The following is a 23,530-nucleotide window of genomic DNA, read 5'->3' as shown; positions in this document are numbered from 1 at the left end:
ACCTAAATGGTCACGGGCTTTATAAAATTGCTAAATTCTACACGTCAGCCAATGACCACCATCCCGGTGAGGGTGGTAGTGGTGATAATAATAATGTTGCGACGTTGTAGAATATTCATGAGGTATAAAGTGCCTGATATGAATTTTTCTGTCAACTGCTTTTTATGAATAAAAAAAACTAATATATGTATAAAAGTTAGGAAGATTGCATATTTGATAAAAATATTCAGGAAACTATAGTTTTTTACGCTACACAAACTCGGTTACGGCCTGCCCCCTTCGCTTTATATAATGCTATATCGGCATGACTTATCAGACTCTCATAACGGGCGTCAGCTTCATCCATAACAGCAACACCAATACTGACAGTAACACGAATCATTTGGTCTTGATAATGAATAGCATTACCTTCAATGGTTTTACGTATACGCTCTGCAACATCTTTAGCCCCTTTTAGGTCAGTGTTTGGCAATATCACCGCAAATTCTTCACCACCATAACGGCCAAACAAATCGCCCATTCGGAGCATTTCATTAATGGCTTTTGATGTATCAATTAACACTTTATCTCCACCTTGATGACCATAGGTGTCGTTCAATAATTTAAATTCATCTAAATCTAGCATTACTAATGCGAGAGTTTGTTTGTAGCGCTGAGCTCGAGAAAATTCAGCGGCTAAACATTCTTCCCAATGTTTACGATTAAAAGCTTGGGTCAAACCATCTACACGACTTGCTAAAGCTAGTTCTTGCAAAACTTTGTTTAATTGAGTTTGGTAATGACAAACATCAGTAACATCTTCAATTAAAATACATATACGCTCAACTTCACCTTCAACCTCAAGAGGTAAAAAAGTACAGTTTTGTGCCATAAAGTCACTGTCTGTTGTTATAGGGCGAGAATGCGAAAGCTCAAATAGGTGATGACGTTGCTCCCAGCCACAAAAAGACTGGTTTTTTAATTGGATAACACTCGATAATTTACGTTCAAACCACTTTTTAGGTAACTCTGGAAAAACAGCAAAGATACTTTTGCCGACCACTTGTTTGTCGCTTTTGTTGGCATGCACTTCCAGAAATCGATTCCACATAAGAATATTAAAATTTTTATCTAGAATTAAAATCCCTGTATTTAAGCGATTTAAAATATCATTACAAAGCGTGTCTAACATCTTTAAAAGTCTGCCAGTATTCGATCAATAACAGTTTTAATATTAGTAATCGCTTCTTCAGGGATAAGAAGCACCATATCGCAATTAAATGAATAGTCAGTTACTTGATAACTAATTTTAACCTTTAGTGCATAATCCCAATTAAAAGATTGCTGTTGTAAGTGCTCGTTTACCTTGCTCAAATTAGTCGATAACAACCTAGGGGCACTATATGACATCTGGTTATCTATTTGTCTGGCAAACACATTTAAGAATGTGGTGGTTAAAATAGAACTTAAATCTATAATTTGCTCGTCAAATGATAGCTCATCGGCTTCATAACCGAGTAAGTCAGCCAAACGGTTTGAATCTAGCGGTTGATACATCAATAGTGCTTCACCACGAATACCTTCATAACCAAAAAAACCTTGGCTAACAATTGCCGTTGCTTTTAAGTCATGGTTAAGGCTGTCAAATAAATGTTCTGATCGCACTTGCTCTATACTCGGCACTCTTAAATACACAAAGGTATCTAAATAGCGTGCAAGTTGATCGCTTGCTTGACCCATGGCGACATTAATCAACTCTTGTAAACAATCGTGTTGATCTTCAGTTAAGTCAGATGCATTCATAGGAAACCATGATTTCTTAAGTGTTCATTTAATGTATCTAATTCTATAGGTTTACGCAAAAATGCTTTTGCACCTAACTCCAATACTCGATTTTGCATTTCAGGTTGAATATCTGCTGAAATAACAAACACAGGTACATTAATACCTTCATCTTTCAACGCTTTTAATACGCCCAAGCCATCAATAATTGGCATGGTCAAATCAAGAAATAGAATATCAATATTTTGACTGCGTAAAATATCTAGTGCTTCTTGACCGTCTTTGGCTAATTGCACATTTATTGATAGGTTCTCGGGAAGGCTTCTAAGTACTTGCTTTCTGGCTAAGTTAGAGTCATCACAAATAAGAACATTTGTACTCATTTGGCGCTATTCCTTAATTATTTTTTTTATTAACACCCAATTTACCTTAAATTTGTTCTGCTGTTAATTGCTAATGCTGATAAACGCCACATTTTTCCATTTTAAGGTTTTAAAATATACGTCAAGGGCATCTTTAAATCTAAATATATTGCAAAAAATAAGCTGCAGAAATGAGGCTGTGTTGATATATTCACATTCACGGCTAAACGCAGAAATGAGATATTCACCTATCAATTTAAAGAAGTTAGAAGCAATTTAAAGAAGTTAGAGGGGCTATTTTATGCGTAACGTAAAATGGTCAAATATAGGGCATTTATTTTAATAACTTGTTGTTCAGGACAATAGCCTCACAATCATGAAAAAATTGTCAAAAAACCTGTAAACTGCAAAGCTACTTAATAATGCAATACTCGGTTATTTTAATGCCTATAAATGTTCAGATAATGAGTGATATTGCTATTATGCTAGCTATAAATTTATTAATAACTCATTTATTAATAACTCAATAATGGTTACAGACATAGTAGCAGACAATAGATAAATACATATCGCCTTCCAACTGTAGTGAGTTAATTTCATATTTATCCCCTTATGCCAATACTACCAAGTGGCTGTTTGCACATATTGATACTAGTGGACTCTAATCGTTTTATTATTTTTTTAATTCGTAAAAAAGTAAATATACCAAGCAGGTCTCGTGCCAACTAGTTAAATTAAAAGTAATGATTATTGCTTAGATATGAGAGAGGTAGCTTTGGATATTAGTGTTACGCAAGCAAAGGGTTACAACCATTTCAGGTAGGGTTGATGTTCTTGCATCCAACTTTTGGCGCTTTGATATTCAGGGCAATATACGGCAACTAATTGCCAAAATTTTGTCGAATGGTTCATGTGTTTGATATGACATAACTCATGAATTATGACATAGTCAACCACCCAAGTCGGCAGCATTTTCAATAAGTAATTAAAGCTTAATTCGCTACGACTATTACAACTTCCCCAGCGTGCTTTATATTTTCTCACTTTAAACGATGACGCATATAGCGACATTTGGTACGAAAAATTGATAAGATTTTGCTGAATATAATCTTCAATTTGCGCTTTAAACCAGCCTTCAATTTGCGATTTAACTTTCGTTACCGTAAGTTCTGAGTGCAAACTGTATGATGCATAACGAGAATTAAGCACCACGGTTAAGCTTAGATCCTGCTTATTATGAATAACATTTTTCTGCCCATAAGCAATGATAATATTGTGCGGCAAACCATCAATATAGATTGAAGGTTTGTTTTGGGTATTTTCATCGCTAAGTTGTTGGGTAAAAGTAGGGTTTAATAAGGTATTCTGCTGTTGTTCTGCAACCTTTTGTTTTAGCCAAAGCAATTTTGATTGTATAAGGCTTTCAACGTACGCCGTTTTAACAAACTTTGGTGCCCTAACAATAATTTGTGCATTGCTTACTTGTAAGGCAATAGTTTTTCTACGCGCGCTTCGTATTAGCTGATATTCCAAAACACCACCATAAAAAATTAACAATTAACAATTAACAATTAACAAATGGAAGAATAACCTCGATTAGGGATAAACAAGGTTAAACGCTAGCTAACTGTTCACTTACCTGCATCGAAATATAAGTTAAGCTACCACAGGTTTAGTTTTGCTACTTGCTTTAGCGCTAGGCGATTTAGCCTTTTTTACTTTCTCAGTTGTATTCACACTGTCGGCTTCAACAACCTCATCCGCAACTTCGGCTTTAGTCTTTTTCGGGCTACTAACAACGGCTTTAGTGTTCGTTACTTTAGCTTTTTTAGCTTGTAAAGCAACAAGCACGTCATCACGATTTTGGGCTAAATAGACACTGAGTTCTTCACGAATACTTTCAGAAAGCTCGACAGGTGCTTGTTCAAACATTTCAGATAAGTTATCTGCCATATCAAGCATTTTATCATATTCGTCTGCGGCTTTTTTATCCATGAATGTTTCTACCTCCACACCTTGTCTTATGACGACAAATCGACTCTCAACTGCCATTGTTATCCCTTATTTACTATTTACCAAATTCAATTCATTACCACCCAACTAAAAAGCATACCTATTTTAAAAGATACCTTTTCAGGCCAGTAAAGACTGTACATATTACCAGTATCATACCCTGATTTTCTAAAATTGCCAGAAAATGTTAGCTGCCACCATAAATTTCATGTGTTCTATCGTACGATATATGACATTACTATACGATAATGTTTCAAAGTACATGCTTAGATGTAAGAGTTATTGTCATCAAATCTGTTTACTATGAAAACTTTATATAATAAAAACAATAAAATATCATAGATATCATCTTCCACTGCTAGTGATTAACTTTTACATTCCGTCCGTTCTTCTTTACAACTTTTTATCGCTAATACGTCACTATTAATGTGTACACAGCGTAAATGTGTACACAGCGTAAATGTGTACACAGCGTAAATAAACTTTTAATTGTATATGGAGAGTCAAATGAACACATTCAAATTATTCACTACTACCGCGATGACCTGTTCAGTTTTATCAATTGTAAGCTTTAGTAGCTATGCCATGGATAAACATATTGAAACAGCCCTTATTGACGTTTGTAAATCTACATTAACTAATAACGTTACTAAGTATCAAAAAACAGCTGATTCTTATAATTTACGAAACAAAATAGTCGCAATGAAGGTGATGTGTAACGGCGAAGACATTATCACTTTTGCCCAAAAATATGGCGCAAATAAAACAGCAGCACGTTTAGAGGGCAGTATTAGCGGTAAGGTTAATATTATTGATGTTGCTGCGATTGAAAAAATAAATGTTAATTTTCAGTTATAAAATTTAAGGAGGTCGGCATTAAAAGTCATAATTTAACATCACAGGTACTCAATTTTGAAGCTGAGTACCTAGTTGATGTTATTTTTATAGCTAATGAAATCAAACTTAGTAAATGCTTACTTTAACTCTTTAACTCTTTAACTCTTTAACCCTAAAGGTACGCCCTTTTAGCTTGCCGTGCGTTAACTTATTTAACGCTTTTCTCACCACTGATTTATCTACAGCTACATATGCCCAGTTAGCGCCTAATTGAATTTTACCCACTTGTTCAAATGTTATACCATTTTCACCGGTAAGTGCGCCGACAATATCGCCTGGTCTGACTTTTTGTTTTTTACCGCCATCGATTTGTATCGTCGCCATTTTTGGCGTAAATACATCCCGATCTAAAGCCTCACTGCTCGGTAATTCTTCACCTTCAATAGTTCGCTCTAAATAATCTTCCAATAAGCCAATTTTGTAGCTATCTTTTTTATTAAATAATGAAAAAGCATAACCAGTGCTACCTGCACGACCGGTGCGACCAATGCGGTGAATATGAACCTCACTGTCATGAGCAATATGATAATTAAATACCGCATCAAGCGCTTCAATGTCTAAACCACGCGCGGCAACATCAGTCGCAACCAGTATTGAGGCACTTTTATTGGAAAAGCGCACTAATGTTTGATCACGGTCTCTTTGTTCCAAATCACCATGTAATGCTACAACACCAAAACCATAAGCAGCCAATTTATTCGCTACATTCTGCGTTTCTATTTTGGTATTACAAAATATTACGCTCGACTCGGGTTGATGGGTTAGCAGCAGTAATCGGATAGCCGTTAGGCGATCTTCATCATTCTCCACCTGATAAAAATGCTGTGAAATAGTACTACTTTCATGGCTTGACTCTACTTTAATCACTGCGGGTGTTTGCAAATAGCTATTCGCTATTTTTTGAATTTGTTGCGGGAACGTCGCACTAAATAATAACGTTTGTCGCTGCTTTGGCATTTTAGCAACTATGTTATCTAAAGCGGCCTGAAATCCCATATCCAGCATGCGATCAGCTTCATCTAAAACCAGGGTATCCACATGTTCTAATGATAAAGTTCCACGTCCTAAATGATCTTCTATTCGACCTGGTGTGCCAACAATAATATGCGCGCCATGCTCTAATGAACCTACTTGTGGGCCAAACGGTGTACCACCACATAAGGTGAGTACTTTTATGTTATGAACCGCTCTTGCCAGCTTTCTAATTTCTTTCGCTACTTGGTCGGCTAATTCGCGTGTAGGGCATAGTACCAAGGTTTGAATTCTAAACTTTTTAACTTGTAGTTTATTCAAAAGGCCAAGACCAAATGCCGCTGTTTTGCCTGAGCCGGTCTTACCTTGGGCAATGACATCTTGTCCCGCTAAAATAGCCGGTAGGCTTTTAGCTTGTATTTCTGTCATCTCATGGTAACCAAGTGATGAAAGGTTATCTAAAATTGCGGGTTGTAAGCTAAGTGATGAAAATTTGCTGTCGCTCAACGTCAAAGTCCTAACGTAAAAAATAATTGCCGCTATTTTACACGCTTTCGCTCACGCAAACACAGCTTTACGAAATTATATTATTAACCGCAGTTTAATAAGGAAAAGTCGGGTTAACTAGCCAATAAATACATCAGCATTGTCGCTAAAGCTTGCGGTGATTCTAACGGTAACATATGCCCCGTATTAGTAACCTCTTCCAGCACAATGTTATTCGCGCTATGTAGGTTTTGTTTCAATTCTTGTCTCAATGAAACAAGATCAACTAAGTTATCTTCATCGCCAACAAGAAACGTAACAGGTAAGGTTAACTGCGTTAATAAAGCTAATAAATTGGGTCGGTGCATAGAAACACAAAGCTGATGTAATAACACGTCAACGCCAAGTTCACGATCCATGGCAACAATGACTTGCTTTATATCTTGATAACACTGGGGATTAAATTGCTTAATATTTGGGTGGAGTAAATCATCGATTCGCTTATTGGGAATCCCAAAATAACCTCGCTGATTTATCCAATCGATTGTTCGTTTACGTTGTTTAATTTCCGTTAATGGCAAGTTTTTCGGAAAGTTAGACACGATTAATAAGTGCTTTAGTTTATTTTCAAGCTTTAACGCGATGGCACTCGCTATGTAACCGCCCAATGAAAAACCGACTAAGATCGCCTCATTGTCAACAACTTGGCCTGATAGTGAACTTACAACCTCATCCATACTGCCACTACTTGGGATCACCAAAGGTATTAACTGATAATCTTGAGGATATTGCTGACGCAGTAGCTGCCAAGCAGGCAGCCATAACTGTTGATTACACATAGTGCCAGGAATAAAATAAATGGTTTTGGACAAGAGTTACAACCTGCTATTTTTAACTATTTTGCATAAATTATTATGCAAAATAACGCTCAAACAAACGAATATTAACTATTTCTCCGGCCTTTACTCGGCCTTGCTCAGCAGGTAAAACAATATAACAATTTGCCGACGCGATACTGGTTAAAATACCGGAGCCTTGACTGCCTGTACTATTTACCACCAATTCGCCATTATTATTATAAGAAATGACCCCGCGTTGAAAGTCCATCCGCCCTGGTGACTTTCTTAAATCTGTCAGCGTTTTGGCTTTTAACTTTATTGGGGGTACGGCAAGGCAGTTCTGTAGTTTTATCAACGCGGGTATGGCTAATAAATCAGCGGTTACCATAGCGGAGACAGGGTTGCCCGGTAAGCCGAAAAACACACTATTAGGCAGTTTACCAAAAGCAAAAGGCTTGCCTGGTTTCATTGCGATTTTCCAAAAGGCAATCTCACCGATTTGTTCAAGCACGAGTTTAGTATAATCTGCGTCACCTACTGAAACTCCTCCAGAGGAAATCACTGCATCTGCTAATGCATCGGCTTGAATAAATGCCTCTCTAATAGCCGCTTCATCATCAACGATAACGCCAAAGTTAATCACATTAACATTGAGGTTTTCTAACATTCCAGCTAGCGCATAACTGTTACTTTCAAAAATGTCACCGCTACCTAGCGGTTCGCCTAATGCTTTTAGCTCATCACCGGTAGCAATTAGCGCGACATTCAGTTTTCGAAATACCGTTAACTCCTGAATACCAAGTGAAGCTAACACGCCAATATCGATAGCCGATAAACGCCGACCTTTGCTAAAAACCACCTGATTTTTATTAATATCTTCACCGGCATAACGAACATGGTCACCCAGCTCACGTGGTGCTTCAAACTTAACGCTGTTATCTACTACCTGACAATTTTCTTGCATTTCTACCGTATCGCAATCAGCAGGTATTTTTGCACCTGTCATAATACGAATGCACTCACCTTTACCACAAGCACCTTCATAAGGCTGCCCTGCCATTGATCGGCCGACTAAAATCAAACTTGAGTGTTGAGCTAAACTAGCGTGAGCAAAAGCGTAACCATCCATAGCCGAATTATTATGTGGAGGGACATTAATTGGGCTAGTTATATCTGTCGATAAAACTCTACCTAGGCTTTCGGTTAAGGTAATACTTTCAACTTCAGTGATAGGGGTAATACCAGCAAGCATCGTTTCTAAAGCTTGTTCAAAAGGCATTAATCCAGGCGTAGAACAACAATCAACCATAATAAACCATCCAATTTCATTGTATTTTCTATTTTTCAGCTATCACTTAAGCGCATTAAGGTAGCTTGATTTAAATATTTTCATCTTCATTTGGTTAGCAAATTATCACAATAATATTGACATTATTGAACATCATTTAATATAACCAAGGTCTTTATCTGTTATAGTGCTAACAATCATACTATGCTAATAGTTATATGATATAGAATATTATTTTTCGCCGAGCTATCTTAGCTAAATTCGTTGCTATGCAACCAACATGCTCTTTTAGCCGTAAACCAAATTTAATTTTTGAGTTTGCCAGGGTTAACAAGGAAACTTGTTTGCCTCCCGACTTTGGAAAGGTGACATGTTAACAGACAACTTCGGTCGCAAGTTTTATTACTTGCGCCTATCAATCACTGACGTATGTAATTTTAGTTGTAGCTATTGCTTACCCGATGGCTATCAGTGTGATAACGACAGAAAATTTCTCACACTGCCTGAGATTACCCGTTTAGCTTCAGCGTTTTCTTCTATGGGTACGGAAAAAATCCGTATTACTGGTGGTGAGCCCTCTTTACGTAAAGACCTACCTGAAATAATTGCTCGATGTAAGCAAACTCCTGGTATTAAAAAGGTCGCTATTACTAGCAATGGTTACAAACTTCCTGAGCACTTGCCTGCTTGGCTAGATGCCGGCATTGATGCCATCAACATTAGTATTGATACGCTAGACCCACGACAATTCCATGCTATTACTGGCCACGATAAGCTCAAACATATCCTCAAAGGTATTGATATGGCGGTTGCGGCAGGTAATACAACAGTTAAAGTCAATACGGTATTGATGCGTGAATACAATGGTTACGACATTGCCAGTTATTTAGCTTGGTTAAAAGACACACCCATTACTTTACGCTTTATTGAATTAATGCAAACGGGCGATAATAAAGAGTTTTTCGATGCTCAACACGTTCAAGGTTCGCGCATAAAGCAAAACTTGATCCTGGATGGTTGGCTACCGGTTATTAATGACAAAGCGGCAGGGCCAGCACAAGAGTTCTATCACCCTGACTATGCTGGTAAAGTTGGCTTAATCATGCCTTATTCGAAAGATTTTTGTAATACCTGTAATCGCTTACGGATAAGTGCCATTGGTAAATTACATTTGTGTTTATTTACCGAGCAAGGCTTATCGCTAAAAGACTACTTGCAAACTGATGATGTAGAACCTCTAAAAGCCGCTATCAGCAATATGCTGACCGACAAAAAACAAACCCATTTTTTACACGACAAGCTCACTGGAGCGACAAAAAATTTAGCAATGTTGGGTGGTTAATGAGTGCAGATAACACATTATTTCAGCCTTGCTTAGGGGTGGTTTTAGCGGGTGGTAAATCTTCCCGAATGGGAGAAAACAAAGCTAATTTACAGCGCGAAGCACAAGACATGCTAAGTTATAGCAAGTCTGTGCTCAAGGGTGCTGGCAGTTCACACGTGATCGTCAGTGGTGGTGAAAAAGGTATTGACGATCTCGTTGCTAATATGGGCCCACTAGGTGGTATTCAAAGCATTATCGAACAATTCAAACCTAAAGCATTGCTAATTTTACCCGTTGATTTACCTTTAATGACCTCAGGTGAGCTCGCAGCACTAAAGCAAGTTGGAGAATTGAGTCAACGCGCATGTTATTTTATTGATAATTATCTCCCCCTGTATTTACCAGTAAATGCTTTTGTTGAACAGTTTTTTCAACAATCATTATTTCGAGTACAGGCTCAAGCCGTCTCTAAAAAAACCACCGGTAAACGCAATTTATCAGGCCCTTCTGTGCGAAGTTTATTAGCGCAAATTCCGTATAAGGTGATTGAGCCTAAAAACGAGCAGTGTTTATTTAACACCAATACGCCTGAGCAATGGCAACAGGCAAAACAATTATTATCTTTGCAAAGGAAATCTCATGTCTAGTATCTCTTCAATTCATTGCGGCGATGGTTTCGTCCCATTAAACATCGCGGTACTAACCGTTTCAGATACCCGAGAAGAACACAACGATACCTCAGGTCAGTCACTTGTTGAACGTTTACAAGCTGCAGGCCATAAATTAGCTGCTAAAGAAATTTCAAAAGACGATGTCTACCAACTACGTGCTGTAGTTTCTAAGTGGATTGCTGATGAAAATGTGCAGGTAATATTAACCACCGGCGGAACAGGCTTTACTGCTAGAGACAATACACCAGAAGCACTATTACCTTTATTTGACAAAGATATTGAAGGCTTTGGCGAAGTATTTAGAACGATTTCTTTAGCCGAAATTGGCACTTCGACCATTCAATCACGCGCCTTTGGCGGCATGGCAAACAGCACCGTTATTTTATCAGTACCTGGCTCAACCAATGCCTGTAAAACGGCTTGGGATAAGTTAATTGTCGAACAATTGGATGCTAGCCATCGACCATGTAACTTTGTTCCTCATTTAAAGTTTACATAACATTAATCTTTTCGATAGTACTTATGGCCAATTTAATGCTGAAGCACTTACCCAAGTTAGCACAAATATTCATTGCGCTGACTGTTATTTGGCTGGCCTTACAAACCAGCTACGTTTTTGCTGTTGACAAACAAAAGCAAACCAAGCCTTTACGTATTGCTGTAGCAGCAAATTTTGCTCCGGCACTTAAAATATTATTGGCTGATTTACCGAATAAAAACCAAATTAATTATCAAATTATCAGCGCGGCTACGGGTACGCTTTATCAGCAGATAAAACATGGCGCACCGTTTGATTTATTTTTATCCGCTGACTCAATCCGACCAGAAATGCTTGAACAAGAAAAGCTAATAATAAAGCACAGTCGTAAAACTTATGCTTATGGGCAAATTGCTTTATGGTCTGCCACCCAACCATTACAGAGTTTAAATGAACTGAGTCATTATACCGGTAAGTTAGCCATCGCCAATCCCGATACCGCGCCCTATGGCAAAGCGGCCCAGCAAGCCTTGCAACATTTATCGCTATGGCCGAAGTTAAAAAATCAATTAATCACCGGTATAAATATTAGCCAAACCTTTCAACAAGTTCGAAGTCAAGCCGTCCCTTTAGGCATAGTGGCGTATAGTCAATTAGTCATCAATAACTATCAAGGGATTATTATGCCGACTGCATATTATCAACCTATTGCCCAACAGCTAGTGATCGTAAAGTCTAGCCAACAAGTTGAAATTGCCCAACAAGTCAGTGACTTTATACTACAAGTAAGTAGCCAAAAAACATTACAAGCACTGGGCTACTTGCCGGTAAAGTCACCACGAGACAACATTCAGGTTAAGACACAAAATGACTGATCTTTCAGCTGACTTACTCGCCCTTGTTACCACCTTAAAAATGGCCGCGATTACCACCGTTATCCTGCTGTTATTAGGTACGCCAATGGCATGGTATTTAGCTAAATGGCAAAGTCGATTTAAAGTTTTTTTTGAAGCAATTGTAGCTTTACCCTTAGTATTGCCACCCACGGTATTAGGCTTTTATTTACTATTAGCGTTTTCACCGACTTCTTTACCCGGAGAGTTATGGCAAAGCGCTACAGGCAGCCAATTAGCTTTTAGTTTTAGTGCTATTGTTATTGGCTCAGTGCTTTATTCCCTGCCCTTTGTTGTACAACCATTACAAAAGGCTTTTGAACAACTGGGCGATCAGCACTTAGAAGCAGCAGCTATGCTCGGCGCAGGCCCGATAGATAGATTTTTTAGTATCGTTTTTCCCTTAACTAAAGCCAGCTTCATTACCGCTACCGTATTAGGTTTTGCACATACCGTAGGTGAATTTGGCGTGGTGCTAATGATAGGCGGTAATATTCCTGGAGAAACAAGAGTTTTATCAATCGCTTTATTCGATCATGTTGAAGCGTTTAACTATGCTAACGCCCACTTATTATCAGCTGGTCTACTTATTGCGTCATTATTACTGTTGTCTTTTGTATATCTACTAGGTAATAATTTTACCAGTAAGCAAAAGGACTTAGCAAAGTGATGAGCGATATGCCTGACGTTAACAACTCAAATCAACAACCTTATATCAAAACGATAGCCGACAAAAAGTCACTTGCTGAAAAGCCTAGCAGTACTATACCATCAGAATTATCTTTGGCATTTACCTTAGCGTTTAATAGTTTTTCAGTTTCGATTGAACAAACGATTAGCATCTCAGCCATTACCGGTATCTATGGCGACTCTGGTTCAGGTAAATCGACCTTATTACGGGTTATTGCCGGTCTTGAACACCGTGCAAATGGCCAACTATCGTTAAATGGCACAGCGTTACAAAATAGCGACAACAAGTGTTTTATTAAAGCTGAAAAAAGACAAATTGGCTTAGTTTTTCAAGACAGTCGTTTATTTCCGCACTTAACGGTTTATGAAAATTTAGCTTATGGCGCTAAACGGCAAAAAAACCGACAACTAACCATTGATAAAGTACTGACATTAACGCAACTAAACAAACTACAGCATCAAAATGTCACACAGCTTTCCGGTGGTGAAAAACAAAGAGTATCCATTGCTAGAGCATTATTAGCAGAGCCTAAGTTACTGTTATTGGATGAACCCTTTAGTGCCTTAGATAAAACCACTAAATCACAGATGTTGACCATTTTAAAAGCAATTCAACAACAACTTAAGCTTCCTATGCTTTATGTCAGTCACAGTTTAAGTGAATTACAATATATCGCCGATCAATTAGTGATAGTTTCAGCAGGGAAAATGAGTCAATCTGCCCCGATTCACCAAGCGATTCACGAGTTAAATAGCCGAGGCGAAACTAGCCCTAAAACGAGTTTATCATTAACAATCGTGGAGCATTTACCAGATTACGGTCTAACCCGTCTTTCACTGCCGACAATACAGAGCAGTAATCAAAGCAGCAATCACAGCAGCAATCACAGCATATATTCACCGATACTTGAGCAGACCAGCAACCCGCGCTTAATTGGTCAACAGCTACCTTTTATCATTTATGCACGCGATATTAGTATCAGTACAACAAAGCCTGAACACAGCTCAATTGTAAATCACTTACCGGCAACCATTACTGCAATTGACTACAGTAATACCAATGCGTTAGTAACGCTGAATACCGACGGGCAAAAGTTTTATGCTCAAATCAGTTTGTGGTCAACAAAACGCATGGCGCTTACCACACAAGCAACCGTGTTTATTCAATTTAAAGCCAATGCCGTGCATAGTTATCATTATACGGAGCCAACACACCATGCTTAGTAACCAAGACCAATTACGTTTTAGCCGTCAAACTATGTTAAAAGGCATGGGAGAAGAAGGTCAACAAGCCCTTAAAAATGCCAGCATCTTAATTATTGGTGTCGGTGGTCTAGGTAACCCTGTTAGCCTTTATTTAAATGCCGCAGGTGTCGGCCATATTTATGTGGCTGATGGTGATAGTATTGAAATATCCAACTTACACCGGCAGATACTGTTCAGTGAAACCGACATTGGCCAAAATAAAGCAGATACCAGTGCAGAGAAGTTACAGCAACTTAATAGCAGTACCAATATCGAAGTGCTTGATGAGATGCTCGATGAAGAGCTTGCCGATTACTATTTCCCCCTCGTTGACTTGGTGCTAGATTGCACTGACAACATAGCCACCCGTTATCTTATCAATCAAAAATGTATAGAACATAAGAAGCCCCTAGTCATTGGCGCGGCAACCGGCTTTGACGGTCAACATATGTTTGTTAACCCAAACATAGCTGACAGCGCTTGCTATCAATGTTTATTTCCTGCTAATAAAAAAGCACCCGAAAATAATTGCCAAACCATCGGCATATTAGGTCCCGTATTAGCGATTATTGGGGGCATGCAAGCATTACAGGCAATTAAGTTTTTAACCGGTTATCCCGTGGCAACAAATCAACTGAATATTTTTGATGGTTTGAATAACTCATGGCAGCAATTCGCTATGAAAAAACAGGCTAAATGCACTATATGTTCAGGGTAAGTTTTAGAATTTGATAGAGTTTACTTGAAGGGTTGGCGGTTTATTATGTAAATAACAAACCGCCTTTTAACACTTTTAATTAGCGCTTACCGTATGAAAAAGGCTTAAAGCGAACGCTGTAGATTACAAATTTACTTACGATATTCAACTTCTACATCGTAATCATCTTCATCCCAGTCTTCATCATCCAGATCATCAGCCAAGTCTGCAATCGCATCTTCGTGATAAGTATCCCATTTAAATTCAACAGTTTTACCATCAATCGGCGCTTCTTCAACTTCTGGTGGCAAGGCTTCTATAAAGCTCATAACGCCTTGACACAAATCTTCAGTGCCTTTGCGATTAACCGCTGAAATACTGCGAACCTCACCTTCCCATCCTAGACCTTCAATAATGCGGTCGGTAACTTCTTTCGCTTCTTCTTCAAGCAATAAATCTAACTTGTTAAAGACTAACCAACGTGGCTTTCCTGCCAGTGCTGCAGAATGTGTTTCTAGTTCACCTGCAATGGTTCTTGCATTTTCTAGCGGATCAGAGCCGTCAACCGGTAAAACATCAACCACATGCAATAAGATACGACAACGTTCTAAGTGTTTTAGAAACTGTGTACCTAAACCGGCACCGTCAGCTGCGCCTTCAATCAAACCTGGGATATCAGCAATAACAAAACTACGTTGAGCATCTAAACGCACAACACCCAAATTAGGCACTAAGGTAGTAAACGGGTAGTCTGCTACTTTTGGCTTCGCTGCCGAAACACTGCGAATTAAGGTCGACTTACCTGCATTTGGCAAGCCCAATAAACCAACATCAGCGAGTAACAACAATTCAAGTCTTAAATTGCGTATTTCGCCTGGCGTTCCATCAGTTTTCTGACGTGGAGCCCTGTTAGTACTACTTTTAAAGCGAGTATTGCCTAAACCATGCCAACCGCCTTTTGCGACCAATAGTGTTTGCTCGTGTTGAGTCAAATCACCTAATTGCTCACCGGTATCAATATCAGCAGCACGAGTACCTACAGGTACTTTTAAGTAAAGATCTTCTGATCCTTTACCCGTACAATCCCGGCTTCGGCCATTTTCACCACGTTTCGCGCGATGAAATCTTTCAAAACGATAATCGATTAGTGTATTCCAGCTTTCATCAGCAATTAAGTAAACGTCGCCACCATCACCGCCGTCACCGCCGTTTGGACCGCCGAACTCAATATACTTTTCTTTACGAAAACTAACTAAACCATTACCACCGTCGCCGGCTTCTACGCGAATTTCTACTTCATCTACGAATTTCATGGTGTTTTAAAACACTCCAAAATTTTATTTTCTGCTACATATTATAAATGATTTATTTCAATTTGGATTGAACAATGTCATTTTTTATACAATTTGTAACGGATTACTATAAATTACCTGCAAAAAAAAACCCTGCGTAACAGCAGGGTTTTATAAGTTTGCGTATTACTACTCAGCAATGATGCTTACAAACTTGCGGTTTTTAGGACCTTTAACTTCAAATTGTACTTTACCATCAGATAAAGCAAATAGAGTGTGGTCTTTACCGATACCCATGTTGCTACCAGCGTGGAAACGAGTACCACGTTGACGAACAATGATGTTACCCGCTAAAACAGCTTCGCCGCCAAAACGTTTAACACCTAGGCGTTTAGCTTCTGAATCACGACCGTTACGTGTACTACCCGCAGCTTTCTTATGTGCCATTGTAAATCGCTCCTAATTAGCCGTTAATGCCAGTAATTTTCACTTCAGTGAACCATTGACGATGGCCCGCTTCTTTACGTGAATGCTTACGACGTTTAAATTTAACAATTTTAACTTTGTCAGCGCGACCTTGGTTTACAACCTCAGCCACAACTTTACCACCAGCAATGTAAGGCGCGCCTACATTGATGCTCTCGCCATCGGCGATCATTAAAACGTTTTCGAATTCTACTGCAGCACCAATTTCAAGTTCAATTTTCTCTAAACGAACTGTTTGGCCTTCAGTTACACGATGCTGTTTACCACCGCTTTGGAATACCGCGTACATAGCTACTCCGTACTGCGTCATCATCTATGGACGACGCTTAAATTTAAAATTATAGGGCGCGAATTCTACGCGAAGAAATCGGTTAGAGCAAGCATAAAAGTAATGATTTATTATTATTTTTACTAAAGTAAAAACTTCTTGCTCACAAAACTTCTATCGTCATGAATTTCGTGTAAAATTACCCCGTGAAATTACTAGTATTCTAACACTAAATACTAATTGAATTAAGTAAATGAACCGTTATAAACGAGAATAAATATTCAAGAGCGCATGTTTATTGTTCCAGACTAAACATAAAGTGCCTGCAAGCAACGCAGATATGGGATATTTAGGTCACCTTAAAATGTTCGATTATTTATTTTATTTGGTATCATGCTCAATTAAGGTAACTTGTTACGCTCTATGAATATAAAAAATATCCAAGCTTTGGCTCAACAAGACATGACCGCTGTCAACGATCTTATCTTTTCGAAACTTCATTCCGACGTTGCGCTAATCAATCAATTAGGTGTTTATATTGTTAATGGTGGTGGTAAGCGTATGCGCCCATTGCTCACCGTATTAGCAGCAAGAGCTATTGGTTATAAAGGTGAAGAGCATTTACAACTCGCGGCAATTGTAGAGTTTATCCATACTTCAACCCTTTTACATGACGATGTTGTTGACGAATCGAATATGCGCCGTGGTCGTGAAACAGCGAATGCGATGTTCGGTAATAGTGCTAGCGTATTAGTCGGTGATTTTTTGTATTCTCGTTCATTTCAAATGATGAGTGAGTTAAGCAACTTAAGAATCATGGATATTTTATCCGATGCAACCAATATTATTGCTGAAGGTGAAGTGCTGCAATTAATGAATTGTAATGATCCTGACACCACAGAAGATAGCTATATGAAAGTTATCTACTGCAAAACAGCGAAGTTATTTGAAGCCGCAACACGACTAGCGGCTGTCATTGCTAAGCAAGATGATGTGACAGAACTCGCTATGCAGAATTACGGTAAACATTTAGGCACTGCTTTTCAATTAGTTGACGATATTATGGACTATACCGCTGACGCACAAGAAATGGGCAAAAATGTTGGTGACGACCTCGCTGAAGGTAAGCCTACCTTGCCACTGTTGTATGCGATGAAACACGGGACTGACCAACAAAAAGCCTTAATTCGCGACGCAATTGAACATGGTAATGGTATGGACCACCTCGATGACATACTCGCCGCAATGAAACAAACCGGCTCCTTAGTTTATACCCAAAAAAAGGCCGAGCAAGAAGCCGATAAGGCAATTAATGCTATTGCAATGCTACCCGAGTCTGAGCATAAACAAGCTTTGATTTCACTGGCGCATATAGCGGCTAATCGTAGTCACTAGCCACAGCCTCTAACCGCAATCCCTCGATTAAAAATCAACAGTTAGTACTTTAGCTAACTGTTGCCATTTTATATTCGCACCTCAGCACATCTCGCTAATATTCAATGCTATACAATACCTTAAGCTCCTTGCTAGTATGGACTTTCTATTTTATAGGAGTGTCATCCATATATGCCAACGGTTTCCCATATTAGCAGCCCAAATATAACTCAGTGCGATTTTGGCAAATTACGTAGTGGTGAAATTGCACAACTTTTCAGCTTAGAGAATAGTCATGGTGTGCGAGTTAAAATCAGCAATTATGGCGGCATTATTGTTGCGCTTGAAACATTAGATAAACACGGAAATTCAAGCGATATAGTATTGGGCTACAACAATATTGAATCATATGAAAATGATCCTTATTATTTGGGTGCTATTATTGGTCGTTATGCTGGGCGCATTGATCAAGGCTTATTGTCTATTGACGATAAAGACTATCAGCTGGACATGAATAATAGTGACAACCAACTGCACGGTGGTTTTAAGGCGTTAAACACGCAACTTTGGCAGGCATCCACCGAAAGTTCTGTTGATAATGCAAGTTTATTACTTCATCACACTAGCCCTGATGGTGATAACGGCTTCCCCGGAAATGTTGATTTTAAAGTAAAATATAGCTTAAACAATAGTAATGAATTGGCCGTTGAATATTTTGCCAGCACTGATAAAACCACGATAATTAACCTAACTCAGCATAGCTACTTTAATCTCGCAGGACACAATTCGGGTGATATATACCAACATCACATCCAACTAAACGCTGAGCATTTTTTACCGATGAATGAACGTATTTATCCAACAGGTGAAATTAGAGCAGTGCTAAATAGCGCGCACGACTTCAGCCAATTGACTGCTTTAGGCAAAAACATCACCGCAAATGACGAGCAAGTGCGTATCGCCAAAGGATACGACAATTATTGGTTAAGCAATGATAATGCTATCAGTGGCGAAGTATTTGCGGCTAGAGCATTTGAACCAAGCTCTGGTCGGGAATTAACGATGTATAGCGACCAACCTTGCTTGATTTTATATACCGCTAATTATATTGATGGTAGTCGAACGGGTAAAGAAAACTGCGTATATCAAAAACATTCGGCTTTTTGCTTTGAACCACAAAGGTTAGCTAAACGTGAGACCGGTGCCGATATAAATAACACTATACTTCGGCCAGAACAGCCTTTTTATAGTCAAACGCGCTTTGTTTTTGAAGCTCGATAACTGAAGAACTGAAGCAAAAATAATAATCGACCATACTTTAGCTAAAAGCGGCAAGCATTTAATAGGCAAGATAAACCCATGTAAAATTTGGGTTTATCCTTAAAGGCACTTCATCATGTTAACTACATTATTAAATCAAAATGATGAGATAACTTTAGCCTAAATAATCCTTCAACTAGACTAGCACTAAAACTTAAAGCTGAAAGCTGAAAGCTGAAAGCTGAAAGCTGAAAGCTGAAACTATTTAGCTAAAATTGCAGTAAACAAGTTAAGTAACTATTAAACCGTCAATGTTAAACTATGATGAGGAAACACCTAACAACAAACTGATATCTTTGGTTATCTCATCAATACGATCAACATTTGTTGGTGCGATAAATATGGTGTCGTCACCCGCTAAGGTACCTAAAATACCGGTCGACTCACCCAAGCTGTCTAACATTCTTGAAATTAATGGCGCGCCACCAATGCCTGTTTTTAAAATAATCTGCATATTATTATGTTTTACACTGATCACCACAGATTGAATAGCTTGCTTTGATTTTGGTACTGCTAACTCATCAGGCAAAATATATACGACTTGATCACTCGCATTGCGCATTTTTACCGCGCCCAGTTTAGACAACAAGCGTGAAATCTTCGCCTGCGACATATTCTTAAAGCCTTGCTCAGCTAGGGCTTCAGCAAGTTGACTTTGTGAGCCATAGCATTGTTCTTTTAGTAATGCTTTAAACGCAAGTATTAATTCTGCTTCATTTTTTTTACGGCTTGTGGTCATTATTTAACTCAAAACGAAAATCTCTAATGCCTATTGTATAAAATAAATATTTTTTCAGCTATTTTATTTTATACTCGAATGCTAATTTGTGCTTCAAAGCCTATAATACGACACTTTTACGTTGTTCAGCTAATCCCATCGCTAATATATAGGGGGCTTCTTTTTGCTGAGCTATAAAGTCTGCTTTACTGGTTAAGTTAAGCCAGTCATGACTAATCAAGCTCTGCGCCACTGCGCCACCTAAAGTCGCACCTGGGCCCAAAATAATAAGCTTGTCTGGCGCAAACTCTTTTATGGCGACTTCTATAGCTTTAGAAAAGTTATAAGGCTCTACCACTTGTGTACTTAGTGTATAGTTATGTAATTGCTCAACATCGCAGCTATAAGGTTGCCAAATTTGTCCTAAACCATCGATTAACGGTATTTCAGGGGCATTAAACAATTCTGCTGACATCAGTGTCATCGCTTGCTTTGAAACATCATGTAGCAGTGGAGTGTGAAAAGCCGCATGGTTAAATAAATTCATCGGGTAACGCTCTTGCACCACTGGCAGTAAAGCTTCTAATGCTTTCAAGCCCGCTTTGTTACCACCAAAAACAAGATAACCACCTAAATGAATTGAGATATAAACTTCACAATCCAATGGCTGATTTGCTTGTGTTAAGCATTGCATAACCTTTTGTTCTTGCTCTTGGTCAATTTTCCACTCGTCGTCAATAATTGGATAGATCATTTGACCGCCAATGACACCTTTTGTCATCATCGAGCCCATAGTATTAATTAACTCAATTGCCTTTTTTGGCTTTAAAGCGCCAGCAACGGCTAAGGCGATATACCAACCCATAGAGTTGCCAGTAACCGCCACAATGTCAAACTCGTCTTTATTAATGGCTTGATAATCTGACAACGCGCAAGCATAAATAAGCGCAGAAGCATTTTCGCCGGCGGTATGGGTGCGCATACTGTAATTTTCCATACCATCAAGTTCAGAAACTTTCATTTGCCCTTTGCTGTCACGAAAATCATCAATTAGAGAAACTATTTCGGTTTTATCACTATGTAAACGCTGCAAATATCCTAGCTCTTCTTTATTGTAAGTACCACGGCCTGGGCAAATAACGACCGCTCTTTGCTTTTTCTTGTTCTTTGCTTTTACGGCTTCTTTATCTGTATTTTTTACTGGCGAACTCATTGGCAAATCTCCTTCGCAGCATCGACAATATTATCAACCGATGGTAATACCTCATAAGCTGCGGCACCAAGGGGAATAAAACTGTCACTGGCGGTAACCCGTTTTATTTTAGGACATTCGTTTGCTTGCTCATGAAGTAAAGTCACTAAGGCTTCACTAATTGAGCCAGTTTGACGACATTCATCAACAATCAGCACATGCTCGCAATCATTTACTTGCGCCAAAATACCTTGTTCATCTAGCGGTGCTAGCCAACGTAAATCAACAACGCGCGCATCAATACCCTGCTCCGCCAATTTAGCTTGGGCTTGGCGCGATAAATAATTGCCATTGCCGTAAGTTAAAATACACAATTGCTTACCTGAACCTGCAACCTTAACGCCTAAATCGATACTGCTGTCTGCCAAAGTCGGCGGCTGATATTCAAAGGTCCACAACCCATCACCTTCTTGATGTAAATCTTTCGCCATATACAAGGCTATAGGCTCTAAAAATATCACCATACGTTGTTGCTCTTGCGCTAATCGCACACTGGCTCGCATCATTTCAACCGCATCAGCACCATTTGACGGACACGCAATAATTAAACCTGGAATATCACGAAACACAGCAAAAGAGTTATCGTTATGAAAATGACCGCCAAAGCCTTTTTGATAAGCTAAGCCAGCAATGCGGATCACCATAGGGTTAGTAAATTGCCCATTAGAAAAAAACGGTAATGTTGCCGCTTCGCCACGAATTTGATCTTCAGCGTTGTGTACATATGCTAAAAATTGAATTTCAGGTATGGGTAAAAAACCGTTATGAGCTAAACCAATAGCGGTACCTAAAATTGTTTGCTCATCTAATAAAGTATTAATTACCCGGCTTTTACCAAAACGTTCGCATAATTTTGCCGTCACGTTATAAACGCCACCTTTCTTGCCAATATCTTCGCCGCACATAACAATACTGGGGTATTCAGCCATCAAATCCATTAATGCCCAGTTAATCAGTTTTGCTAAATGTTGCTTTTTAGGTAGGTTGTGTTTTTCATGTTTGAAAATTTCTGAGCGGGTTTTATCGCTAACCACCACAGAACTCCGTGCTTTTTGCACGCTAGGTATAATGCTAGCCATAACCGCATCAGCGCTAGTCAGTTTGTCTTTACTTGCGGCATTTTCAGCAATAACTGCAATGCGCTTTTCAACATTTTGGTAAATTTCAATCAGCGCTTCAGCAGTTAAAATTTCATTTTCTAAAATAATGCGCGCGGTATGTAACAGCGGGTCTTGAAACTCTGTTGCGGTAATGTCGGCCATATCACGATAAACAAACTCTGCGTCAGAGCCAGCGTGACCTAAAATACGCACAGTGCGGATATGCAAAAATACCGGTTTACGTAATTCTCGAGCAATACGCTCGGCTTCTTTTGCCGTTTTATAGGTATCTAAAATATTCAAGCCATCACAATAGAGGTAAGTTAATCCGGCTCTATTTTCATAGTTAGCGGCAATCCAGCCTTCCGGTGTAGCGGTTGAAATACCAATACCATTATCTTCACAAACAAACACAATCGGCATAGGAATAGACTGATAAGCCGCCCAAGCTGTGCTATTAATTGCCCCTTGCGTGGTGGAGTGATTCGATGAAGCATCACCAAAATTACAGATAATGACGCCATCGTCTGGGATTTCACCTTTATGCGCTAAACGTTTTGCTAACGGAATGCTATAAGCTGCGCCCATCGCTTTAGGTAAGTGCGACGCTATGGTGCTCGTTTGTGGTGGAATTGAAAGCGCTTTACTTCCCAGAACTTTATGACGACCACCCGAAATAGGATCATCTTTTGAGGCCGCAAATGACAACAGCATGTCATATAAAATCGTTTGTCCTGGCACTTGCTTACTTCGCTGTATAACAAACGCGCCACTGCGATAATGTAAAAATGCCATATCTGTTGGACGAAAAGCCTTGGCATAAGCCGCATTCCCCTCATGACCAGAGCTACCAATGGTATAAAAGCTTTGACCTTTTTTTTGCATCACCCGTGATTGCAAGTCAAGGTGTCGACTCATCACCTGCGTTTCAAATAGATCAATAACTTCAGCTGAACTTAGTCCAACACCTTCAGGAGTTAAAGTGCAAGTTGAATCAGGTAAGGTTCGGGCGCGAACAAAGTTGATAAAGTTTTCTTTCACCAACTGATTACGATCAGACATGATATCTCCACGGAATATTTTTATTATTGTGCTTAAAAGTTA

At 39.0% G+C, this 23,530-nt stretch carries 24 protein-coding genes and 1 riboswitch; of the genes, 10 read left to right on the top strand and 14 right to left on the bottom strand.

Features of this window, described 5'->3' with window-relative positions:
* Positions 1–244 precede the first annotated feature (244 nt).
* The 5 genes from B5D82_RS11775 to B5D82_RS11755 all read right to left on the bottom strand — a co-directional run bounded on the left by B5D82_RS11775 (position 245) and on the right by B5D82_RS11755 (position 4,175).
* Entirely contained in the window at positions 245–1,171 is a 927-nt protein-coding gene (locus B5D82_RS11775; RefSeq protein ID WP_081151748.1) for a sensor domain-containing diguanylate cyclase, read from the bottom strand.
* Between the two features lie 2 nt (positions 1,172–1,173).
* Positions 1,174–1,782, bottom strand: coding sequence for a chemotaxis protein (locus B5D82_RS11770; protein WP_081151747.1), 609 nt, complete (start codon positions 1,780–1,782; stop codon positions 1,174–1,176).
* A complete protein-coding gene (locus B5D82_RS11765) occupies positions 1,779–2,144 on the bottom strand; it encodes a response regulator (protein WP_081151745.1) in 366 nt (121 codons plus the stop codon). The genes B5D82_RS11770 and B5D82_RS11765 overlap by 4 nt, the downstream gene beginning before the upstream one ends.
* Before the next feature lie 783 nt (positions 2,145–2,927).
* Positions 2,928–3,656 carry a M48 family metallopeptidase gene (locus B5D82_RS11760; protein WP_157673888.1) on the bottom strand — a complete coding sequence of 243 codons (729 nt, stop codon included), beginning with the start codon at positions 3,654–3,656 and terminating at the stop codon, positions 2,928–2,930.
* Positions 3,657–3,779: 123 nt separating this feature from the next.
* Positions 3,780–4,175, bottom strand: coding sequence for a YebG family protein (locus tag B5D82_RS11755; RefSeq protein WP_081151742.1), 396 nt, complete (start codon positions 4,173–4,175; stop codon positions 3,780–3,782).
* A gap of 468 nt (positions 4,176–4,643) precedes the next feature.
* On the opposite strand from B5D82_RS11755, the gene B5D82_RS11750 reads away from it, so the two are divergent.
* The gene (locus B5D82_RS11750) at positions 4,644–4,994 is read left to right on the top strand and encodes a DUF3718 domain-containing protein (protein ID WP_081151741.1); all 351 of its coding nucleotides are present in this window, start codon (positions 4,644–4,646) and stop codon (positions 4,992–4,994) included.
* Between the two features lie 129 nt (positions 4,995–5,123).
* Here the strand turns inward: B5D82_RS11750 and dbpA are convergent, their stop codons facing one another.
* From dbpA to moeA, 3 genes are all read right to left on the bottom strand, one after another.
* On the bottom strand, positions 5,124–6,518 hold the full coding sequence (gene dbpA / locus B5D82_RS11745; RefSeq protein WP_425429866.1) for an ATP-dependent RNA helicase DbpA: 1,395 nt from the start codon (positions 6,516–6,518) through the stop codon (positions 5,124–5,126).
* 107 nt (positions 6,519–6,625) lie between these two features.
* Entirely contained in the window at positions 6,626–7,363 is a 738-nt protein-coding gene (locus B5D82_RS11740; protein ID WP_081151738.1) for an alpha/beta fold hydrolase, read from the bottom strand.
* Between the two features lie 40 nt (positions 7,364–7,403).
* A complete protein-coding gene (moeA, locus tag B5D82_RS11735; protein WP_081151736.1) occupies positions 7,404–8,639 on the bottom strand; it encodes a molybdopterin molybdotransferase MoeA in 1,236 nt (411 codons plus the stop codon).
* Positions 8,640–8,845: 206 nt separating this feature from the next.
* A riboswitch (molybdenum cofactor riboswitch) is annotated at positions 8,846–9,003 on the top strand.
* On the opposite strand from moeA, the gene moaA reads away from it, so the two are divergent.
* The 7 genes from moaA (at position 8,989) to B5D82_RS11700 (ending at position 14,637) form a co-directional block, all read left to right on the top strand.
* Complete coding sequence (gene moaA / locus B5D82_RS11730; protein WP_081151735.1) at positions 8,989–9,960, top strand: GTP 3',8-cyclase MoaA; 972 nt, start codon at positions 8,989–8,991, stop codon at positions 9,958–9,960. Its footprint overlaps the riboswitch before it by 15 nt.
* A complete protein-coding gene (locus B5D82_RS11725) occupies positions 9,960–10,589 on the top strand; it encodes a molybdenum cofactor guanylyltransferase (RefSeq protein WP_081151733.1) in 630 nt (209 codons plus the stop codon). The genes moaA and B5D82_RS11725 overlap by 1 nt, the downstream gene beginning before the upstream one ends.
* A complete protein-coding gene (gene moaB / locus B5D82_RS11720; RefSeq protein ID WP_081151732.1) occupies positions 10,582–11,112 on the top strand; it encodes a molybdenum cofactor biosynthesis protein B in 531 nt (176 codons plus the stop codon). Before B5D82_RS11725 ends, moaB begins: the two co-directional genes overlap by 8 nt.
* A gap of 35 nt (positions 11,113–11,147) precedes the next feature.
* Complete coding sequence (gene modA / locus B5D82_RS11715) at positions 11,148–11,966, top strand: molybdate ABC transporter substrate-binding protein (RefSeq protein ID WP_157673887.1); 819 nt, start codon at positions 11,148–11,150, stop codon at positions 11,964–11,966.
* Positions 11,959–12,654 (top strand): molybdate ABC transporter permease subunit, encoded by a 696-nt coding sequence (modB, locus tag B5D82_RS11710; protein WP_081151729.1) that lies wholly within the window; start codon positions 11,959–11,961, stop codon positions 12,652–12,654. Before modA ends, modB begins: the two co-directional genes overlap by 8 nt.
* A complete protein-coding gene (gene modC, locus B5D82_RS11705) occupies positions 12,654–13,898 on the top strand; it encodes a molybdenum ABC transporter ATP-binding protein (RefSeq protein ID WP_081151727.1) in 1,245 nt (414 codons plus the stop codon). The genes modB and modC overlap by 1 nt, the downstream gene beginning before the upstream one ends.
* Complete coding sequence (locus B5D82_RS11700; protein WP_081151726.1) at positions 13,891–14,637, top strand: HesA/MoeB/ThiF family protein; 747 nt, start codon at positions 13,891–13,893, stop codon at positions 14,635–14,637. The genes modC and B5D82_RS11700 overlap by 8 nt, the downstream gene beginning before the upstream one ends.
* Positions 14,638–14,768: 131 nt before the next feature.
* Here the strand turns inward: B5D82_RS11700 and cgtA are convergent, their stop codons facing one another.
* The 3 genes from cgtA to rplU all read right to left on the bottom strand — a co-directional run bounded on the left by cgtA (position 14,769) and on the right by rplU (position 16,683).
* Positions 14,769–15,929, bottom strand: coding sequence for an Obg family GTPase CgtA (gene cgtA / locus B5D82_RS11695; protein ID WP_081151724.1), 1,161 nt, complete (start codon positions 15,927–15,929; stop codon positions 14,769–14,771).
* A gap of 168 nt (positions 15,930–16,097) precedes the next feature.
* The gene (rpmA, locus tag B5D82_RS11690) at positions 16,098–16,355 is read right to left on the bottom strand and encodes a 50S ribosomal protein L27 (RefSeq protein ID WP_081151723.1); all 258 of its coding nucleotides are present in this window, start codon (positions 16,353–16,355) and stop codon (positions 16,098–16,100) included.
* A gap of 16 nt (positions 16,356–16,371) precedes the next feature.
* Positions 16,372–16,683, bottom strand: a complete 312-nt coding sequence (gene rplU, locus B5D82_RS11685; protein ID WP_077285540.1) for a 50S ribosomal protein L21 — start codon at positions 16,681–16,683, stop codon at positions 16,372–16,374.
* Positions 16,684–17,085: 402 nt separating this feature from the next.
* Here rplU and ispB point away from each other — a divergent pair, with 402 nt between their 5' ends.
* Positions 17,086–18,057 carry an octaprenyl diphosphate synthase gene (ispB, locus tag B5D82_RS11680; protein WP_081151721.1) on the top strand — a complete coding sequence of 324 codons (972 nt, stop codon included), beginning with the start codon at positions 17,086–17,088 and terminating at the stop codon, positions 18,055–18,057.
* 171 nt (positions 18,058–18,228) lie between these two features.
* Entirely contained in the window at positions 18,229–19,317 is a 1,089-nt protein-coding gene (locus B5D82_RS11675) for an aldose epimerase family protein (RefSeq protein ID WP_081151720.1), read from the top strand.
* Between the two features lie 298 nt (positions 19,318–19,615).
* Here B5D82_RS11675 and argR read toward each other — a convergent pair whose 3' ends face one another.
* The 3 genes from argR to B5D82_RS11660 all read right to left on the bottom strand — a co-directional run bounded on the left by argR (position 19,616) and on the right by B5D82_RS11660 (position 23,488).
* The gene (gene argR / locus B5D82_RS11670; protein ID WP_081151718.1) at positions 19,616–20,095 is read right to left on the bottom strand and encodes a transcriptional regulator ArgR; all 480 of its coding nucleotides are present in this window, start codon (positions 20,093–20,095) and stop codon (positions 19,616–19,618) included.
* Positions 20,096–20,195: 100 nt separating this feature from the next.
* Entirely contained in the window at positions 20,196–21,287 is a 1,092-nt protein-coding gene (locus B5D82_RS11665; RefSeq protein ID WP_081151717.1) for an ACP S-malonyltransferase, read from the bottom strand.
* A complete protein-coding gene (locus B5D82_RS11660; protein ID WP_081151715.1) occupies positions 21,284–23,488 on the bottom strand; it encodes a dehydrogenase E1 component subunit alpha/beta in 2,205 nt (734 codons plus the stop codon). The genes B5D82_RS11665 and B5D82_RS11660 overlap by 4 nt, the downstream gene beginning before the upstream one ends.
* Between the last annotated feature and the right edge of the window lie 42 nt (positions 23,489–23,530).

The organism is Cognaticolwellia beringensis (assembly GCF_002076895.1).
Classification (GTDB): Bacteria; Pseudomonadota; Gammaproteobacteria; order Enterobacterales; family Alteromonadaceae; genus Cognaticolwellia; species Cognaticolwellia beringensis.
The sequence above is the reverse complement of the archived record's forward strand: the minus strand, read 5'-3'. Positions and strand labels throughout refer to the sequence as shown.

Coding starts and splice junctions, on each gene's coding strand:
- B5D82_RS11775 (WP_081151748.1), bottom strand. CDS start 1,171: ATGTTAGACACGCTTTGTAATGATATTTTAAATCGCTTAAATACAGGG.
- B5D82_RS11770 (WP_081151747.1), bottom strand. CDS start 1,782: ATGAATGCATCTGACTTAACTGAAGATCAACACGATTGTTTACAAGAG.
- B5D82_RS11765 (WP_081151745.1), bottom strand. CDS start 2,144: ATGAGTACAAATGTTCTTATTTGTGATGACTCTAACTTAGCCAGAAAG.
- B5D82_RS11755 (WP_081151742.1), bottom strand. CDS start 4,175: ATGGCAGTTGAGAGTCGATTTGTCGTCATAAGACAAGGTGTGGAGGTA.
- B5D82_RS11750 (WP_081151741.1), top strand. CDS start 4,644: ATGAACACATTCAAATTATTCACTACTACCGCGATGACCTGTTCAGTT.
- moeA (WP_081151736.1), bottom strand. CDS start 8,639: ATGGTTGATTGTTGTTCTACGCCTGGATTAATGCCTTTTGAACAAGCT.
- moaA (WP_081151735.1), top strand. CDS start 8,989: ATGTTAACAGACAACTTCGGTCGCAAGTTTTATTACTTGCGCCTATCA.
- B5D82_RS11725 (WP_081151733.1), top strand. CDS start 9,960: ATGAGTGCAGATAACACATTATTTCAGCCTTGCTTAGGGGTGGTTTTA.
- moaB (WP_081151732.1), top strand. CDS start 10,582: ATGTCTAGTATCTCTTCAATTCATTGCGGCGATGGTTTCGTCCCATTA.
- modA (WP_157673887.1), top strand. CDS start 11,148: ATGCTGAAGCACTTACCCAAGTTAGCACAAATATTCATTGCGCTGACT.
- modB (WP_081151729.1), top strand. CDS start 11,959: ATGACTGATCTTTCAGCTGACTTACTCGCCCTTGTTACCACCTTAAAA.
- modC (WP_081151727.1), top strand. CDS start 12,654: ATGAGCGATATGCCTGACGTTAACAACTCAAATCAACAACCTTATATC.
- B5D82_RS11700 (WP_081151726.1), top strand. CDS start 13,891: ATGCTTAGTAACCAAGACCAATTACGTTTTAGCCGTCAAACTATGTTA.
- cgtA (WP_081151724.1), bottom strand. CDS start 15,929: ATGAAATTCGTAGATGAAGTAGAAATTCGCGTAGAAGCCGGCGACGGT.
- rpmA (WP_081151723.1), bottom strand. CDS start 16,355: ATGGCACATAAGAAAGCTGCGGGTAGTACACGTAACGGTCGTGATTCA.
- rplU (WP_077285540.1), bottom strand. CDS start 16,683: ATGTACGCGGTATTCCAAAGCGGTGGTAAACAGCATCGTGTAACTGAA.
- ispB (WP_081151721.1), top strand. CDS start 17,086: ATGAATATAAAAAATATCCAAGCTTTGGCTCAACAAGACATGACCGCT.
- B5D82_RS11675 (WP_081151720.1), top strand. CDS start 18,229: ATGCCAACGGTTTCCCATATTAGCAGCCCAAATATAACTCAGTGCGAT.
- argR (WP_081151718.1), bottom strand. CDS start 20,095: ATGACCACAAGCCGTAAAAAAAATGAAGCAGAATTAATACTTGCGTTT.
- B5D82_RS11665 (WP_081151717.1), bottom strand. CDS start 21,287: ATGAGTTCGCCAGTAAAAAATACAGATAAAGAAGCCGTAAAAGCAAAG.
- B5D82_RS11660 (WP_081151715.1), bottom strand. CDS start 23,488: ATGTCTGATCGTAATCAGTTGGTGAAAGAAAACTTTATCAACTTTGTT.